This is a genomic window from Spirosoma areae, from assembly GCF_054781775.1.
This window is the reverse complement of record NZ_BAAGTT010000040.1, coordinates 241,549-259,356: the sequence shown is the minus strand read 5'-3', so window position 1 is coordinate 259,356 and position 17,808 is coordinate 241,549. Positions and strand designations below refer to the sequence as shown.

Annotated in this window: 13 protein-coding genes; 9 read left to right on the top strand and 4 right to left on the bottom strand. The window is 53.8% G+C overall.

What is annotated here, in order from left to right; all coding sequences use genetic code 11:
* Positions 1–92: 92 nt before the first annotated feature.
* From ACYVI1_RS24615 to ACYVI1_RS24595, 5 genes are all read left to right on the top strand, one after another.
* Positions 93–2,882: a bifunctional YncE family protein/alkaline phosphatase family protein gene (locus tag ACYVI1_RS24615; RefSeq protein ID WP_460913508.1), complete on the top strand. Its 2,790-nt coding sequence runs from the start codon at positions 93–95 to the stop codon at positions 2,880–2,882.
* 65 nt (positions 2,883–2,947) lie between these two features.
* On the top strand, positions 2,948–5,161 hold the full coding sequence (locus tag ACYVI1_RS24610; RefSeq protein WP_460913507.1) for a TonB-dependent receptor: 2,214 nt from the start codon (positions 2,948–2,950) through the stop codon (positions 5,159–5,161).
* Between the two features lie 137 nt (positions 5,162–5,298).
* Positions 5,299–8,043, top strand: a complete 2,745-nt coding sequence (locus tag ACYVI1_RS24605) for a bifunctional YncE family protein/alkaline phosphatase family protein (RefSeq protein ID WP_460913798.1) — start codon at positions 5,299–5,301, stop codon at positions 8,041–8,043.
* A gap of 387 nt (positions 8,044–8,430) precedes the next feature.
* Positions 8,431–9,708 carry a DUF5690 family protein gene (locus ACYVI1_RS24600; RefSeq protein WP_460913506.1) on the top strand — a complete coding sequence of 426 codons (1,278 nt, stop codon included), beginning with the start codon at positions 8,431–8,433 and terminating at the stop codon, positions 9,706–9,708.
* Between the two features lie 105 nt (positions 9,709–9,813).
* Positions 9,814–10,770 (top strand): phosphatase domain-containing protein, encoded by a 957-nt coding sequence (locus tag ACYVI1_RS24595; RefSeq protein ID WP_460913505.1) that lies wholly within the window; start codon positions 9,814–9,816, stop codon positions 10,768–10,770.
* A gap of 20 nt (positions 10,771–10,790) precedes the next feature.
* Here ACYVI1_RS24595 and ACYVI1_RS24590 read toward each other — a convergent pair whose 3' ends face one another.
* The 4 genes from ACYVI1_RS24590 to ACYVI1_RS24575 all read right to left on the bottom strand — a co-directional run bounded on the left by ACYVI1_RS24590 (position 10,791) and on the right by ACYVI1_RS24575 (position 14,457).
* Positions 10,791–12,461: a putative maltokinase gene (locus ACYVI1_RS24590; protein ID WP_460913504.1), complete on the bottom strand. Its 1,671-nt coding sequence runs from the start codon at positions 12,459–12,461 to the stop codon at positions 10,791–10,793.
* Between the two features lie 212 nt (positions 12,462–12,673).
* On the bottom strand, positions 12,674–12,952 hold the full coding sequence (locus ACYVI1_RS24585; RefSeq protein WP_460913503.1) for a hypothetical protein: 279 nt from the start codon (positions 12,950–12,952) through the stop codon (positions 12,674–12,676).
* Between the two features lie 16 nt (positions 12,953–12,968).
* Positions 12,969–13,847 (bottom strand): S8 family serine peptidase, encoded by an 879-nt coding sequence (locus ACYVI1_RS24580; protein ID WP_460913502.1) that lies wholly within the window; start codon positions 13,845–13,847, stop codon positions 12,969–12,971.
* Complete coding sequence (locus ACYVI1_RS24575) at positions 13,795–14,457, bottom strand: hypothetical protein (RefSeq protein ID WP_460913501.1); 663 nt, start codon at positions 14,455–14,457, stop codon at positions 13,795–13,797. Before ACYVI1_RS24575 ends, ACYVI1_RS24580 begins: the two co-directional genes overlap by 53 nt.
* Positions 14,458–14,834: 377 nt before the next feature.
* On the opposite strand from ACYVI1_RS24575, the gene ACYVI1_RS24570 reads away from it, so the two are divergent.
* The 4 genes from ACYVI1_RS24570 (at position 14,835) to ACYVI1_RS24555 (ending at position 17,578) form a co-directional block, all read left to right on the top strand.
* On the top strand, positions 14,835–14,972 hold the full coding sequence (locus ACYVI1_RS24570) for a helix-turn-helix domain-containing protein (protein WP_460913500.1): 138 nt from the start codon (positions 14,835–14,837) through the stop codon (positions 14,970–14,972).
* 191 nt (positions 14,973–15,163) lie between these two features.
* Positions 15,164–15,598 carry a helix-turn-helix transcriptional regulator gene (locus tag ACYVI1_RS24565; protein WP_460913797.1) on the top strand — a complete coding sequence of 145 codons (435 nt, stop codon included), beginning with the start codon at positions 15,164–15,166 and terminating at the stop codon, positions 15,596–15,598.
* 3 nt (positions 15,599–15,601) lie between these two features.
* Positions 15,602–15,772, top strand: a complete 171-nt coding sequence (locus tag ACYVI1_RS24560; RefSeq protein WP_460913499.1) for a helix-turn-helix domain-containing protein — start codon at positions 15,602–15,604, stop codon at positions 15,770–15,772.
* A 51-nt stretch (positions 15,773–15,823) separates the two neighbouring features.
* Positions 15,824–17,578 carry a tetratricopeptide repeat protein gene (locus ACYVI1_RS24555; RefSeq protein ID WP_460913498.1) on the top strand — a complete coding sequence of 585 codons (1,755 nt, stop codon included), beginning with the start codon at positions 15,824–15,826 and terminating at the stop codon, positions 17,576–17,578.
* Positions 17,579–17,808 lie beyond the last annotated feature (230 nt).

The following is a 17,808-nucleotide window of genomic DNA, read 5'->3' as shown; positions in this document are numbered from 1 at the left end:
AAAAATTGGCCGTTGGACCCGTTAAAAATAAACTCGTCCTGCACCCATGATGAATTGCGAAAAAAATAATTCGTCATTCCGTTACGCCAGCGATGAAACATCTTTCCCTTTTCTTCCTTCTTTGCTCGCTACAATCCTTCGCCCAGCCGAAGCCTAAAACCTATACGACCCTACAGGTGCCGGGCCGGGCAGAATTTTGCCGAATAGATACCGCCGGAAAATCGGTGCTGCCCAGTGGCCGCTACGTGACCCCGGCGGGTCGAACAATTCGCGTGACCAACGACCCGTTCGGTTTGGCTATCTCGCCCGATGGCAAACGCGCCGTGTCGCTCCACGATGGCGTATTGACGGTGCTGAACCTCAGTGATTTACGGGCTACCCGCATTCCCGATTATGCCGGTAACATGCCAGCAGCTTTAAAAGATGGCTCCTTTCTGGGCGTAGCCTTCGCAGCAGACAACCGCACGGTTTATCTGAGCAACGGCGACAAAGGCCGGGTGCTCGTTTTCGATACTGACCAACTCCGTACTACCGACAGTATTTCGCTCGATGGCAATGGATACACCGACAGCTTCACATCGGATTTATTGCTGAATGGCGATGAACTATTGGTACTCGACCGGGCTAACTTCCGGCTGGTGCGTATCGACCTGAAAACGAAGCAGATAACAGCCTCTATCCCGACCGGGCGGCAACCCTTTGGTCTGGCCATTAGCCCCAACCGAAAAACAGCGTTTGTTGCCAATGTGGGGTTGTATTCGTACCCTAAACTGCCGGGCGTAACGCCGACCAATAAAGACACCATGATGCTGAAGTTTCCGGCCTACGGAGCGCACACGAAAGAATCTGTTAAGGGCGTTGTCATCGATGGGCAGCGCATTCCAGGACTGGGAAGCCCCCTGTCCGACGAAGCGATGAGCGTCTGGATGGTCGATTTAGCGAACAACAAGGTTGTTGCCAAACTTAAAACCGGCGTTCAGATTGGTGCCATGATTGAAGAAGCCGAGGTCGTTGGCGGCTCCTCGCCCAACTCGGTGGTGGTGGGAAGTCGGTACGCTTACGTTTCCAATGCGACGAATGACAATATTTCGGTAATTGACTACAAAAACCGGAAATTGTTGCCCGCCATTCCATTAAAAATCGACTCTAAAATCGACCGCTACCGGGGCCTGATGCCGTTTGGACTTGCCTTAACAAAAGATGAAAAAACGCTGTATGTCGCGCTGTTAGCGTTTAATGCCGTTGCAATCGTAGATGTGTCGACTCGTAAAATAAGGGGCCTGATTCCAACCGGCTGGGGGCCAACCCGCGTGGCCTTGTCGCCGGTCCATGGCCACGGACCGGCGCGTATGCTTTACGTAACGTCGGCGCGGGGGCACGGAGCCGGGCCAAACGGCGGGCAGGGCTTTGTGAAACCACCCCAGGGGACATACATTGGTGATATTCAGTTAGGAACCTTCCAGGCTATACCCATTCCAGACGCAGCTCGTTTAGCTACCTATACCAAACAAGTCCTCGCCAATACCTACCAGACCGTTACTCTCACCGACGATGGCAGGAATCCGCTGCCCCTGTTGCCCAGGACCCGCCAATCGCCGAACGGCCAGACCCCCATCAAACACATTGTTTATATTACCAAAGAAAACCGGACCTATGACGAGGTTTTGGGCCAACTGCCCACCGGAAAGGGCGATTCGACGCTGGCCCGGTTTGGCGTGGGTGTAACCGTGAAAAACCGCATCGCCACCGACCGGGCCGTCGATGGTCGAACAACGGATCGGCAGGGCGATACAATTCGCATTGCAGCCGCCGATATTATGCCCAACCACGCCCGGCTGGCCCGGCAATTTGCGTTTTCGGATAATTTCTACTGCGATTCCGACGCCAGTATTCATGGCCACCACTGGATGATGGGTACCATTCCGAACGAGTGGGTCGAAGCGAATGCCGCGTCGGCGGGGCGGTTCGATGCGTTCTCCAAAGCCCCCGGTCGGCGGTTTCCGAAGGCATCGGGGGCCATCGACCCCGAAGATTATAACGAGATTGGCGGCTTATGGGAAGCCCTGGAGCGGAACAACGTGTCGTTCTATAACTTTGGGCAGGTCAACGAGTTTGCCGGTAATTCCGAAGAGCCGTTCGACACAACGTTCGGAACGGCGCATCCGGTGCCTTTTCCAATGCCTGCTGCTGCGTTTCGGCACACCTCACGCAATTTTGCGGGCTACAACACCAACATTCCCGACCAGTTCCGAATGGACCAGTTCGAGCGGGAGTTCGCGGCAAAATGGTTGCCCACTACCCGCAAACCAGCTAAAGAGAAACTGCCCCAACTCCTCACGGTCATGCTGCCCAACGACCACGGCGCTGGTCCGCGCCCTCAGGCGGGTTATCCCTATCTGCACTCCTACATGGCCGATAACGACCTGGCGGTTGGGCGAATGCTGCACTTCCTGTCGCGAACGCCGTACTGGAAGAACATGCTCGTCATTATCACCGAAGACGATCCGCAGGGGGGTGTTGACCATATCGACGCACACCGCTCTGTTCTGATGATGGCCGGGCCGTATGTCAGGCGAGGCTACGTGTCGCATACCCATGCTAACTTCGGCTCGATCCTGAAAGTGATTTATAACATTCTTGGCGTTCCCTACGTGAATCAATACGATCTGACAGCATCGCTGCTTCAGGATTTTTTCACGGATAAACCCGACGTCCGGCCCTACGATGCAGTGCTGCCCGACGTCCGCATCTTTAACCCGGAAGCGGCCATGAAGCCCTACAATAAGACCTTTGACTGGCGCAAAATCCAGAAGGGGCCAGAGATGGATGACCGCGCCGATCAGCGGGCCGAACATTACCGGCAGCAAAATGACGGGTATTGAGCAGAGTCAGGATAAATCGTAAACATGTTGATATGGGCAGGCTGTGCACAATTTTATTTTGGTTGATGGGTGTTTTTTGCAACGGGCAAACCCTCACAGGCGTCGTTCGTGACACCCGAACGAGTTTGCCGCTCGCTGGTGTAAGTGTGCGTCTGCTGAATACAACCCAGGGCACTATAACCAATTCGCAGGGTCATTTTATCTTCCGTAACCTGCCCAAAGAGCGTTACACACTACGCATTAGTTCAGTGGGCTACCGAATAACTGATGAGGTAATTAGGGTGATGAATCAGGCAGACCTGCATACGGATATTCAGGTGCAACCCGTTGTCATTCAGCTCAATCAGCAGATTGTAACCACGACGCAACGGACAGAAACTCCCGATTTTGTCCGTCCCGAAATGACAACAGTGCTCTCCGCCCGCGACCTTCGCCAGCGCGCTCCCCGCACCGTTCCTGAAGCGTTAGCCGGGGCAACAGGCATTTTCCTGCAAAAGACCAATCATGGCGGAGGCTCGCCGTTTGTGCGGGGGCTGACCGGTCAGCAGACATTGTTACTGGTCGATGGCATCCGGCTCAACAACGCCACCTTCCGCTCTGGTCCCAATCAATACCTCAATACCATTGACCCGCAGAGCATTAATCAAATTGAAGTCGTTCGCAGTGCGGGTTCGGTGGCCTACGGCTCCGATGCCATCGGGGGCGTTCTTAATGTACTGACTAAAACTCCGCAGTTTACAGACCAGCCTGGGGCTAACGGTAGTCTTTTTGCCAAAGCCACAACGCAGGACATGGAATACACGGGCCGGGCCGAACTGGGGTTTTCGTCTGCTTCATTTGCCGTTCTGGGCGGATTGGCATACCGAAAATTCGGTGATCTGATGGCAGGGCAGGGACTGGGCCGCGAAACACCCACCGGCTATAACCAGCTTTCGGGCGATGTGAAAGCAAGGTTCCGGCTCTCCAACAGGCTCATCGCAACGGTTGCCTATCAGAATCTGAAGCAGGACAGTGTGCCGGTCTATCACCGGGTTCGGCTGGAAAATTATGCCTACTACCAGTTCAATCCGCAACGGCGGCAACTGACCTACGCCCGGCTCGAAGGGTTTTACAGCCGGCCTTTCCTCGAATCGGTCCAGCTAACAGCCTCGTGGCAACGCCAGACCGAGGGCCGCCAGAGCCAGAAAAATGGTAACCCGACAGCGGTGTATGAGCGTGACGAAACCACAACTACCGGCCTGACCCTGCTGGCCAGAGCCACTCCGCACCGCATCTGGCAGATGCAGAATGGCGTGGAGTGGTATTTGGACCGGGTTCGCAGCACGCGCGAAGACGTTAATGCTCAAACCAGGGTCGCTGTAGCGAAACGCGGTTTATACCCTGACCGGGCTTCGATGAACAGCCTGGCCCTGTTTTCGCTCCACACATTGACGCTCCACCGGCTGACACTAACCGGCGGGGTACGGTACAATGCGTTCTGGATCAGAACACCCGAACAAACGCTTGGCGAAGCGGTCATCCGGCCATCGGCATTCGTCGGCAATGTGGGCGCATCGTTTGCGGTGGTGCCTGCGGTGCGGTTGGTGGCCTCGGTGCAGTCGGCGTTTCGCGCACCGAATGTTGATGACTTCGGAACGCTCGGCATTGTTGATTTTCGGTATGAAGTACCCAACAATACCCTACAACCGGAGCGGTCGTTTACCAAAGAAGTGGGCGTAAAAATCCGAACGCAACGCTTATCAGCAACGCTGCTGGCGTATGATAACCGGTTGAGTAATTTCATCAGCCGCGTTCGGGCCGGTACCGATTCGATTCAGGGCTACCCGGTTTATCTAAAGCAAAACAGTGCTGAATCGTATATTCGGGGACTTGAAGCCGATGCTGAATATGAAGTAGTTGCTAACCTCCTGGCCTATGCCGGTGCAACCTACACCTTTGGGCAGAATGTAACGGCTAATGAACCCTTTCGCCGGATTCCACCCCGTAACGGTCGCGTGGGCCTGACTTACCAGCCACTAACAGGCTGGTGGCTGCGGGCCGAACTACTCTGGGCTGGTGACCAAACCCGACTGGCCCAGGGCGACAAAGACGACAACCGAATTGCCAAAGGCGGTACCCCCGCCTGGCAGATTGTGAACCTGAACGGCGGCTACCGCTGGAAAGCGGTAACGCTGAGTGCCGAACTGCAAAACCTGACCAACGAAGCCTACCGAACGCATGGGTCCGGCGTTGATGGCGTTGGGCGAAGTGCGTGGATTTCGGCGTTAGTGACCTGGTGATCAACCCTCACCCCGGACTTTCTTACAAAGGGTGAGAGAAAAGCGGAACAAACTTATAATTAACCCAAATGCGCCCGATTCTCTTCTTTTTTTTCCTGACCCTAAATGCCTTCGCTCAGCCAACTCCGCGTTATGTGATGTCGGCACCGGCGGGTAGTGAGTACACCCACATCGACAAAGCAGGCCGGACCGTTTTACCCAACGGGCGGTTCATCACCCCGCGTGGCCGGCAGATTCAGACCGCTCCGCACCCGTATGGATTAGTGCTAAGCCCAGACGGGCAAACAGTCGTTACGGCTAACTCCGGTATCAATCCGTTTTCGATTTCAATTCTGGGCGATGTGCTTGGTGCAAATCCCAGCGTTCGGCAGGTGCCCGAAGGGGTCAAAACCGACAATGGTATTCTGGAAGCGTGTTTTATGGGATTAGCCATCTCGCCAGAAGCTAAAACGGTGTATGTGGCTGGGGGCCAAACCAATAAAATTTTTCTCTTCGACCTGGCAACGGGCAAACCCGCCGGTAGTATCAACTGTAGCGTGAAGAATGCCACCGCTGACTTTTCGCACGGCTACATTGGCGATATGGCACTCACCCGCGATGGTAAAACGCTTTACGCCCTCGACCAGATTGGCTTCCGTATGGTCGTCATCGACGTGGCCACCAGGAAAATTCTCCACAATGTGCCAACGGGCCGCTACCCCTTCGGCATTACACTCTCGCCGGATGAGAAGGCGGCTTACGTGGCCAACGTGGGTGTTTTTGAGTATAAACCGTTTACGGACTTAGACCGGAAAGACCTCAAACGCACCGCCCACGATTACCCGGCCTCGAAATACGGGTCGAAAGAAATGCGCGAAGGCGACGCTAAAAAAGGTATTCCAGCCCTCGGCGACCCCAACGCACCCGAAGCCTTCTCGGTCTGGAGTTTCAAGCTGGACACAGGCGCTCCGGCTGTAGTGGCGAAAGTCAAAACGGGTTTTCTGGTGGGGCAGATGGTCGAGGATTTTCCGGCGGTGGGCGGGTCAAGTCCGAACTCGGTAGTGGCTACGGAGCAGTATGTGTTCGTGAGCAATGGCAACAACGATTGCGTGTCGGTAATTGACGTAAAAACCAATGCGGTCGTGAAAAACATTGCCCTCTCGCCCGATGCCCGGCTCGGCAAACTGCGCGGAGTGATTCCGTTCGGGCTGGCACTCGCGCCCGATAAGCGAAGATTGTTTGTGGCCGAAGCCGGTATCAATGCGGTTGCCGTGGTCGATGTGCCCACGCTGACGGTCATGGGGCATATTCCGACCGGCTGGTTTCCGTCGAAGCTGAAAGTAAGTTTAGACACTAAAAAACTCATCGTGGCCAATGCAAAAGGCTACGGCAGCGGCCCAAATGGGGGAAGGGCTTTTTCGCTTGGGGCGCAGGGAAGCTACATCGGCAGTTTGATGAACGGTACGGTGTCGGTTATCGACATCCCGACCGATGCTGACCTGAAAGCGGAAACTGAGCAGGTCATTCGAAATAATTTCACGATTCGATCCGTAGCCGACATTCCGAAAACCAGCAATCCAATACCGGCGTTTGCGGGCCAGAAAGAGTCCCCGAACGGAGGTTCTCCCATCAAACATATCGTGTTCATTGCCAAAGAGAACCGGACGTATGACGAGGTGTTCGGGCAGATGCCTAACGGCCAAAACGACTCCACACTGGCCCGCTACGGCGTGGGGGTGACGGTGCGGAGCAGACGCGGCAATCAAACCGTCGAGAAAGCGAATGTAATGCCTAACCACCTCGCGCTGGCCCGGCGGTTTGCCATGTCCGACAATTTCTACTGCGATTCCGATGTCTCTGCCGATGGCCACCGCTGGTTGGTGAATACCTACCCCAACGAATGGGTCGAAACCGGGACGGCGGCTGCTTATGGCGGCAAACGTTCGCTACGGGACTCCTCCAATGCCCCCGGAAACCTGAGTTTCTACGGCTCGGCGGGTTCCATTTATCCCGAAGATTACAACGAAGGCGGCTCCATGTGGGAACACCTCGAACGCTGGAAAAAAGACTTTTTTAACTTCGGCTTCGGGGTCGAAATGGCCGGGACCTACAGCGACAGCACGATGAAATACATCGGCGAAAAATACACCATCAATTACCCGCTTCCCGCGCCCCTGTTCGACCGTTCTTCGCGCACATTCCCAACCTATAACATGGCCATTCCCGACCAGTTCCGGGCCGACGTGTTCATGAAAGAATTTAACGAAAAGTGGAACGGTCCGACGGCTCGGGACGGTAAATCGTTACCCTCCGTTATTACGCTGATGCTGCCCAACGATCACGGCACGAATCCCCGGCCAAAAGCGGGTTTTCCGTTCACGGAGAGCTACATGGCCGACAATGACCTTGCCCTGGGCCGCGTGGTTGAGTTTCTGTCGCAAACGCCCTACTGGAAGAACATGGCTATTTTCGTGGTCGAAGACGACCCGCAGGGCGGGGTCGACCACATCGACGCGCACCGGAGCCTGATGCTGGCCATTTCGCCCTACGTCAAACGAAATTATGTGGGTCATGTGCATTACAGTTTCGGGAGTGTGTTCAAAACGTTCTGGAACATCCTGGGCATTCCTTACCTGAACCAGTACGATGCCGGGGCTACCGATATGGCCGATCTGTTCACTGACCAACCCGATTTTACGCCTTTCCGCGCCCTGCCCGCCGATGTGCGGCTCTTTGACCCGCAGAAAGCGCTGGACCCCTTCGACGAGAAGTTCGACTGGAAAGCGTTTTCGGAATCGGAGGAACTGGACCGCACCGAAACCATGCAGAAACGCCGGGCCGAGGAAGACAACGACCGACGCGAAAAGACCCCGAACAAGCCAAAAACGAAGCGGAAGCCGTAAAGCCCGATTTTGTTTTAACTTGCGAAAAAATAGAAATCATGCGGTATAACGTCAACGTGATTTACGAGAAAGATGAACACGGTTATTACGTCTTTTGTCCACAATTAGAAGGCTGTCAGCGGCCCGTCGTCACGGTCCCAGGGCGACACGTTTGAGGAGGCTCGGACGAATATTCAGGAAGCCATCGAATTATATCTGGAGACGCTCACGAAAGAAGAAATTGCTACTACTTAAACTAATAGAACGCTGATTGGTATGATGGTTATGATTAAAAATGATTAATCATAACCATCATACCAATCAGTGTTCTATTAGTTTGATAGCTGCATCCGAAGATTGTGAAAGAAGTACTGGAAGCCATTGGCGAATTATAACCCCATACGTTACATGCGTTTCCTCCGAAATCCCACTGCGTTCATGCTTTTCGGCGCTACAGCCGCCTTTTGCACCTACGCCTGCATGTACGCCTTTCGACGGGGCATCACCGCTGTTACGTTTGAGGGCATGGTGTTCGCCGGAATCAGCTATAAAATCTGGCTCGTCACGGCGCAGGTGTTCGGCTATGCCGTGTCCAAAGGCATTGGCGTAAAGGTCGTGTCGGAGATGTCGCCGGGCCACCGGGCCATTAGTTTGCTGGGGTTTGTGGGGGTTGCGCTGCTGGCACTGCTGGGATTCGCGCTTGTTCCGGCTCCGTGGAACATCATCTTCTTGTTTCTGAATGGATTACCGCTCGGCATGGTTTATGGCACGATGCTTGGCTTTCTGGAAGGGCGACGGCAAACCGATGGGCTGGTAGCGGGACTGACCGCTTCGTTTATTTTCGCGTCGGGCTTCGTCAAAACCGTGGCGCTCACCATTAAAGCCGACTGGGGTGTGTCGGAGTTCTGGCTGCCGTTCGTAACGGGCAGTTTGTTTGTGGTGCCGATGTTGTTATCGGTTTACGCCCTGACCCTGCTGCCCCCGCCCACCGATGAAGACCGCGTCCTCCGTACCGAACGCAAACCGATGGACGGCACTGAACGCCGGGCCTTCGTCAGGAACTTCGGGCCGGGGCTGATGCTGCTCATTCTGTCCTACGTGCTGCTGTCGGCCTTCCGCGACTTCCGCGATAATTTTGGCCCGGAAATTCTGCGCGACGCGGGCGTCGACAATCCCGGCATTTTCGCCAAAACCGAAACGATGGTGGCCGTGGGCATTCTGATTGTGATGGCCCTGCTCCAGCGCGTAACCGATAATTTCCGGGCGTTTGCCTTGCTCAATGGCCTCATGCTGGCGGGCGGGGCAATGGTGGGCCTGAGCACCTACGCGTACTCGACCGGCGCCCTCTCGCCTGGCAACTGGTTTCTGCTGACGGGCATGGGGCTATACATGGCTTATGTGCCCTGCAACGGCCTGTATTTCGAGCGGTTGATTGCGTCGTTTCGGTACGTCAGCACGGTGGGGTTCATCGTGACACTGGCCGACTGGTACGGGTATCTGGGTAGTGTGGCGGTGCTGTTATACAAGAACTTCGGGCAGGCAACCATCAGCTATCGCGAGTTTTTTATGTACGGTGCCTACATCATGGCCGTGTTATATATCGTGCTGGTAATCGGGTCGTTCGTCTATTTCAGCAGGCGGTTTCGGGGAGAAGTTTCGCTTCGAATCCGGGAAAAGGTTGTTTAACATTAATGCCAAATTTGTATCATTGCACCCATTCTAACCAGGATAAGCCCGGCCTTTCACCCGAACGCCGGGCTTTGTTGATCAACAAATTCCTGTTAGTGAAGCATGAAAAAAGTCTTAATTCTCACTGGCCTCAGTGGCAGTGGCAAATCGACCTTTGCCCGGCAGTTCTGTTCCCAAACCCCAAACTGGCTGCGCGTTAACCGGGACGATCTCCGGCGGAGTTTGTTATCCGTATCTCTGCGGGAGTATTGGGAAACCTGGCCCGACCGGGAGAAGAACCGAATCGAAACCATCGTTAATGAATTACAGAAAACGGCTATTCTGGATGGGTTAGAACGAGGCTGGCATATCCTGATTGATAACACGAACTTAAAACTGAGTTACCTTAATGAATTTCGGCGGCTGCTGGCTGCTCATTTCGATGCCGTGTCGATAAGCTATCAGTTGCTCGACGTACCCGTAGAGGAGTGCGTCCGGCGCGACCGTGAGCGGACCGACTCGGTGGGCGAGGACGTTATCCGGCGGCAGGCCGAACAGGTAGCTGTTATGAAAAAGAACTTTAAATTTCGACCCGAAACTCTGACCCGTGATCCGGTTTTTCAGCGTAAACAGAACGAAATGCTGCCCCGTTGTGTACTGGTCGACATCGACGGCACGGTGGCACAAATGGGTGATCGCTCCCCTTTCGATTGGCACAAGGTAGGGGTAGACACGCCCAAGTGGCCTATTATCAATCTGGTAAAAGCCATGCGGGCGTCGGGCTATGCCATCGTATTCTTCTCGGGCCGGGATGCCGTTTGTCGGCCCGAAACAACGGCCTGGCTCAATCAGCATTTCGGCTGGCAAGCCGACGCCACGCCAACACCCGACTATGAACTGTTCATGCGCCCCAAAAGCGATAACCGCAAAGATGCTATCGTGAAACACGAACTATTCGACGCACACATTGCCGGGCGGTACTACGTAGAGTTTGTCGTTGACGACCGCCAGCAGGTGGTAGACATGTGGCGACGGACACTCGGCCTGACGTGCGTGCAGGTGGATTATGGGGATTTTTAAAAGACTTTTCTCAATCAGATTCAGCTAGTTTTCGACTGGAGCAAACCCGTTTGCAGCATCGGTACGTCGGGCACCGGGTTGCCATCGCTCAGGCGTATTTTCTCAATTTCACGCACAACGTCGATAATACCTTTGAGCGGAATTTTTACCCATGAGGGCCGGTAACTGATTTCGTAGCCCAGTTCGTAGACTGCCTTTTCGAGGAGGTAAATCAGGAGCAGAAAGTTGATTTCGCTGTTGTTCTTAAAGAGCGGATGCGGTGCGCCGAAAACGTCTAAATACGCATCTAAAAACGTGTCGCGAATGAGGTAGAACCACCGGTCGGACACGCGCTGCAAATGATCGGGGTCGAGGGTGTCGGTTTCGGCTGAGTTAAAGAGTTTGGCCGAAACGGCATAATGATACGACCGAATCATGCCGGCAACGTCTTTCAGGGGTGAGTGCTTGATTTTGCGGTCGGTGATGCTGCTTTCGGGTTCGCCCTCGAAATCGATCATCACAAAATCATCTTCTGTGGCTAACACCTGACCGAGGTGGTAATCGCCGTGAATCCGAATCCGCAGCGAGTCGAGTGGGCGGGTGCGAAAATCAGTAATGAACGTTTCGATCATTTCTTTCGCTTCCATAAACACCCAGGCCAGCCGCTGCGCCTGCGGATCGAGTTTAGTGTAGTTATCGATGAGCAGCGCATACCGGCGTTCCAGCAGATCGTCAAATCGGCTTATCAAAAACTGGCGGTACTCATCGGTAAAGGGCTCGGGCGCGAAGGCCGGGTCGGAGGGAACACCCTCCCGAACTGGTTTGTAAAGCGCACAGTGCATTTCGCCCGTTCGGCGGCCCAGCAATTCAACTTTTTCAAAGACGTCTTCCCGAATGGCAAACATGCGCTGCGGCACGCCGTACAAAAAGTCGTTGAGGTGGTCGCCGGTTTGCATCCACGAATCTTTGTCGTTTGGCACCATCCGCTGCACCATGCCCAGCGTTACCTCCGCGTCGGGGCGGTGCCAGACAATGCTGCCGCCAAAGGCCGGAATATGGGGAAACTGGCTTTCATCGGTCAGGAAAGCCACCATGTCGACTTCCGGGTTGGTTTCCTGGAAAAGCTTGCGGTATAGTTTCAGAAAATATTTGTCGCCAAACGTCATGGCCGAGTTGCTCGAATCGACGGGCAACACGCGGGAGGTGAGCAATTCATCGCCCTCGTCGAGTCCCCTGCCCCGATGGAAGGTGAGCTGTCCATTGGGTTGGGGCACCGTCTGGTTCTGGTAGATGGCCGAAAACAACGCCTGCCGGAATCGTTCGTCGTAGATCGCATCGATCAGAATGCCCGCCTGCCCGCCCAGCGTGATGTCGCCAATACGTCCTTTTTCGGGAATATCCGCTGTCTGGAAGGTTAATGTATGCGCGGAGTGATCGGCAATGAACGATAGGGGCAACAGGTAATTTTCGGGAATACCATCGCTATAAGCAGCCTCCAGAATGAGCAGGTACGCTACGCTGCCATCAGCTAAAGGGAGCGTATGCACCGTGCGTGCGGCAAAACCGGTTTGCTGGCGTGCCTTACCGGCAAACCATCGGCAGGTATTCACGTAAGAAGGCAGCAGGGTCCTGGACAGGGTTGACCAAAAATGAGTGTCGGAGGCTACGTCGGGCCAGGCAGTCGGCGAGAGTAAGGAGTGTATCGTCAGCATGTAGTACGTTGAAACAAACCTAAACGGTTTCTAAAAATCGTTTAGGCTTTCGGACCAATGATTAAAAGGCAAAAATTTCTTGAATATAGAATAAAAACAAACTCGCAGGTGCATTGTAACCTAAAACCAGGTTAACTGACAGAACGGTATAGTACCAGCAAAGCCAGTTTCGATAGTCCGAAACTGGCTTTGCTGGTAGATTTTGCCTGATCTTATTTTGGGGCCTTTCGCACGGCTGGACGCACCGTTGGAATGGTGTATTGCGTTTCTTTTTTAACGGTCCAGTCGGGGAGTTTGCGGGCCAGTTCGTAGATGACTTCCTCTTCGTTGACCTCCACCAGCAATGTTTTCCGGCCTGCATCGACCAAATGCGTTTTTGAGCGGATCAGGCGCATATCGTCGGCGGGCAGGGGTGGACTACCCTTGAAATTAAGTATATATCGCTCCTGAGACATGGCTCTGATTGTCATTGAGTTGAGACTTGTTTGCATAGTTAGCGAACAATTCTCAGAGAAACAACATTCCAGTGCCCTCAAAGATTGGGTCGACCCCCAGCGTTTTGACCTTAGTGGCCAGAAGACGCACAATAGCTTCGGCACGGGTGGCTGTTCGGGGCATGGCCAGAATCCCGGTTTCGGCAGCCAGCAGCCGGGCAGCAACGCCCGTTGCCATAGGGCAGGCCATCGAGGTGCCGCTCATGGGCGCATACCCATCCGGCACCGACGAGATAATACCTACGCCCGGCGCGATAAAATCGACTTCAGGGCCAATGTTTGAAAAAGCAGCCACAAAATTCTTTTTGTCGGTGCCGTAAGGAGCGGCCGTATTGGGCGCATCGGTCGTGTTTGCCGGGAACGTACCTTTGCGGCCCATAGCGCCCACGGCCAGCGAAAGGGAATACGAAGCGGGGAAACTCACCGGCTGCCGACCGTCGTTACCCGTCGCCACAAAACACACGGCGCCGTTGTCGTGGGCAAAGCTGATGGCATCTTCGGTGGCATCATCGGCTGGGCCACCGCCGAGGCTCATGTTAATCAAATCGCAGCCATCGGCCACGGCCTGCTCAATGGCTTTGATAATGGCGAAACTGGACGCTCCCTCGCTGTTCTTACTGAACACGCGGTAGGCGAACAGATTAACCCCCGGCGCAACGCCCCGAACCCCGGTGGGTGGCGTGCCCCGTGCGGCAATGATGCCCGATACGTGGGTACCATGCTCGTCGACATCGGCAAAATCGGCTGGGTTTTCGCCCGTAACGGTACTGGCTCCACCCGCAAGAACCAGGTCGGGGTGCGGCCCGGCCCCCGTGTCGATGACGCCCACGTTTACGCCCTTACCCGCCAGCATCGTATCCCGGTAGGGTAGGGTAGAAGAAGTTCCTGGCATCGGTGTAGCCGAGCTTTATGGGCTGAATGGGAAACGTATCGTTGTTTTTGACGGTCATCTTTTTTCGCCAGTAACTCCAGTAGCCCGCTTTTGGATACACATAAAGCTGGTCGATGAGCCGGTTCCCGATGCTTTTGAACCGCACGACCCCCTGCGCGTCGGAGGTGGCCTGCTCCCCCTCGCGCTGCTCGAAATCCGTGAATGCCACGACGACGGCTCCAGCAACAGGTTTATTCGTTTTCGTTTCTTTGAGAAAAATTCTGACGCTGGTGCTGACCTGCTTAGCCAATGCGCTGGGTTTGCTCCTGACTTCCTGCTGCCAGCGTTGGGGAAAGTAGAACACTTCGGGCACAATCCGAAAGCCCGGCAACTGTGCCCGTAGCTCGGGCAGGTCGGCTTCTGCCAGGCGAATGAGTTTGGCGCCATGCTTTCCCGCTGAGTCCAGAACAACGGCCTCATCGGGCAGGTCGCCCTCGAAAATAGTGTCTAAGCGGGCATGAGTTTTCAGGCGGTCAAATACGGCCTGCGTGCCGGAGTTTTCTAAAGCTGTTGAAAACCGGTTCCCGGCTTTGGGCAGCAGGATGTAGTTCTGATAGACGGGCTTAGCCATAACGGAGTGAATGCACAGGCGCAATAGCACTTGTTACTATTATCTGCGAATATGTTAATAATTTTTTTCAGGAGCAAGCTGCGAAACCGGTAAGTCTTACTCAAACAACTTGTGTAGCCGTCCAGTTTATTTTGACCTTCACAGGCAATAAATTGAGCTGCACAACAAAGTCCGGGCCATTAATACGGTTTATTTTTGTTCTATTAATCAATGAGTTATCTCCTCTGGTCTGGCTATGACGAATAGATACGACTTTCTGAAATACCAACCGGAGACCTACCGGCAGTTTGCCTGCAAAGACCTGCTGATTGCCTGTTACGCTTGTTCAGAAGCGGCTCAATTTCGCTCTTGTCCTACTCAACACAACCTAGAAGAGCATGGGTGATATTGTCTTTGACAGCGGTTTTGAGAACGGCTCCCACTTCAGTCGGGTGTTCAAAAAAAAGTTTGGCATTTCGCCTTTGCATTACCGGAAGCAGAATCAGTTGCAGTCAGAACGGGCACTATCCGCTTAAGGTTAATTGGTTGTCAGACAATTTTTGTGGTTAATAATCGGTCCATTTGGGTAAGCGGGTGCATCCTCGGCCTGTGTCCTCACAGGCCGTTTTAATGGGCATTACGTACAAGCGTCCTGTGAGGACACAGGCCGAGGATGCCCTCAACCACAAACAGGGGCTTTTAATCAGGAGCTTTATCTGGATGATGGCTGGCGGTCTATGAACATCTCATCCCGGACGGCTATCTGCAACGACTCAGTAACGATTACCAGCGAATTCATCAACAAAAGGAAGTGCCAGCCCATGCCCTTGACCAGATTTACGAACTGCAAACCAATGAGACAATCAACCGTTTGTCGGAACGTATGCTGGCCTGCTTTAGCGAAATAGCACCGGCGGAAGACATGCTGGAAGAGTGGTTTCGGGAGTTATTTCTGTCTCTTCTGGCCGAACCTCGTAATCAGCCGTTAGTAGCCTACCTCGGCAAGCTGGCCATAAACCCTGGTCCGTGTTTGTACACCGTCATGGAGACGAATTTTATGTACAACCTGTCGCTCAGGGAATTTGCTCAACTGGCTCACCAAAGTTTGCCTACATTTAAGCGGGAATTCAAACGTATTGTCAATACGACACCCGGCGAATGACTCATGCAGAAGCGGTTGACATACGTCGAAGTGCTGCTGAGAACTACGGAGAAAAGTATTAGTGACATTGTGCAGGAAAGTGGTTTCGAGAGCGGACCGCATTTCAGCCGCGTGTTTAAGAGTCAGTTTGGTAAGTCACTGCTCCAATATCGAAAGCAATTGATTGCGAGGTAAATCTCCCCTAACAAGTCATCAGCTCTCTGTTAAACCTCCCTTCCTTTTATCATGAAAATGACTATTGACCTGCAAACTCAAAAAGCACGCTATTGGCCTGTTTGGATACTGGCTGGTTTAGGATTGATAACGGCCTGTCAACCCCGGCAGGAAACCACTGGTAATCAAACGACTGCTCAGGTTATCTGCCGGACTGAGCCAATCGACAAAGCCTGGTATAGTTCGGGCCAGAAGGCCCAGCTTTTTGACAGCCTGGGCGACCTGAATTTCCCGATTACCACCCGGAGCCAGGAAGTTCAGCGGTATTTTAATCAGGGGCTTATGCTGGCCGTTGGCTTCAACCACGCCGAAGCCGCCCGGTCATTCTATGAAGCGACCCGGCTGGATTCAACCTGCGCTATGGCATACTGGGGCTTTAGTTATGTATTGGGGCCAAACTATAACGCAGGCATGGAACCCGATAATTACGAGCGGGCTTATGCCGCCGTCCGGCGAGCGAGTCAACTGTCGGGCAGTTGTACCGATAAAGAAAAGGCGCTAATCAATGCCCTGACAAAACGTTATTCTGCCCGGCCCGTCGATGACCGCAAGCCTTATGATATTGCCTACTCCAATGCGCTGAAACAGGTTCACGAACGATTCCCCGACGATGCGGACATAGCCGCCCTCTACGCCGAATCGTTGATGGACCTGCATCCCTGGGACTTGTGGGAACATGATGGTCGGGCGAAGTCCTGGACACCCGGCATCATCACTGCACTGGAAAAGTTGCTGGTGCATAACCCCAACCATATTGCGCTTAACCACTATTACATTCACGCGGTAGAAGCATCCAGAACACCAGAACGGGGGCTGAAGAGTGCGGCCATACTCAGTAAGGTAGCCCCGAAAGCCAGCCATTTAGTACACATGCCTTCGCACATTTACATCCGCACCGGCGACTACCATGAAGGCTCACTAAGCAACTGGCAGTCCGTGAAAGTAGATAGTGTATATTTGATGGGCATTTATGCACAGGGTGCTTTTCCGCTGAATTATTTCCCCCATAATTACCACTTTCTGGTAGCCACCGCTACGCTCGAAGGCAACTACCAATGGGCCATGGCATCGGCCTGGAAGGTAGCCGAAAATACAAAGAAAACATTGATGGCCGAGCCAGGCTGGAGTACGCTTCAGCATTACTATACGATTCCATATCATGTAGCCATCAAGTTTGCCAGATGGGATGAACTTCTTCGTATGTGCCAGGCTGATACGGTCAGGTTGACCTATCCAACCGCCATTCGGCACTACGCCCGTGGTTTGGCTTTGGTTGGCAAGCATCAACTCCCTCAGGCCAGGCTGGAACTGCAACAACTCGATAAACTGACTGCTGACCCGGATATGGCTAAATTGACCATTTGGCCAGTCAATACAATGCGTTCCATACTGGAGATTGCCCGTCGAATCCTGAAAGCCGAAATTCTGGCGCAGGAGGGAAATGTAGCATCCAGCGTTAGCCTGTTGCGGGAAGCCGTTGCGCTGGAAGATGGTTTAAACTATAACGAGCCGCCGGATTGGTTTTTTTCAGTGCGCCATAACCTGGGTAATGTTCTCCTGAAGGCCAAACGCTATGCGGAAGCTGAAACCGTATTCGCCGATGATTTGGCCGTATTTCCACACAATGGCTGGGCGTTGGCAGGACTTCATAAAGCGCAGGCAGGACAGGGGTTTACCAACAAAGCGCAGCAAACGCAGGAGCTGTTGAGTCAGGCCGTGAAGTGGGCTGATACAGACGTAAGGGCCAGCATGATGAGTGGCTTGTAAGAACAGCAGCCTAAGTTCGGGCCGTTCAACCCTATTCAGGGCGAATTCAAAAAATAGTACCGTCCTGTGGCGGACCATCGCCCTGGAGTTGAAAATTCTATGGCTACGTAGTGAAGATTGTTGTTGCTTTTTCTAATTTACCGTGAAATAGCCTCCTCTTCATGAAAGACGTTCTATCTGCCACCTGTGTGCTCTTAGCCAGCAGTTTATGGTTCTTCTGTCAGGCTCAG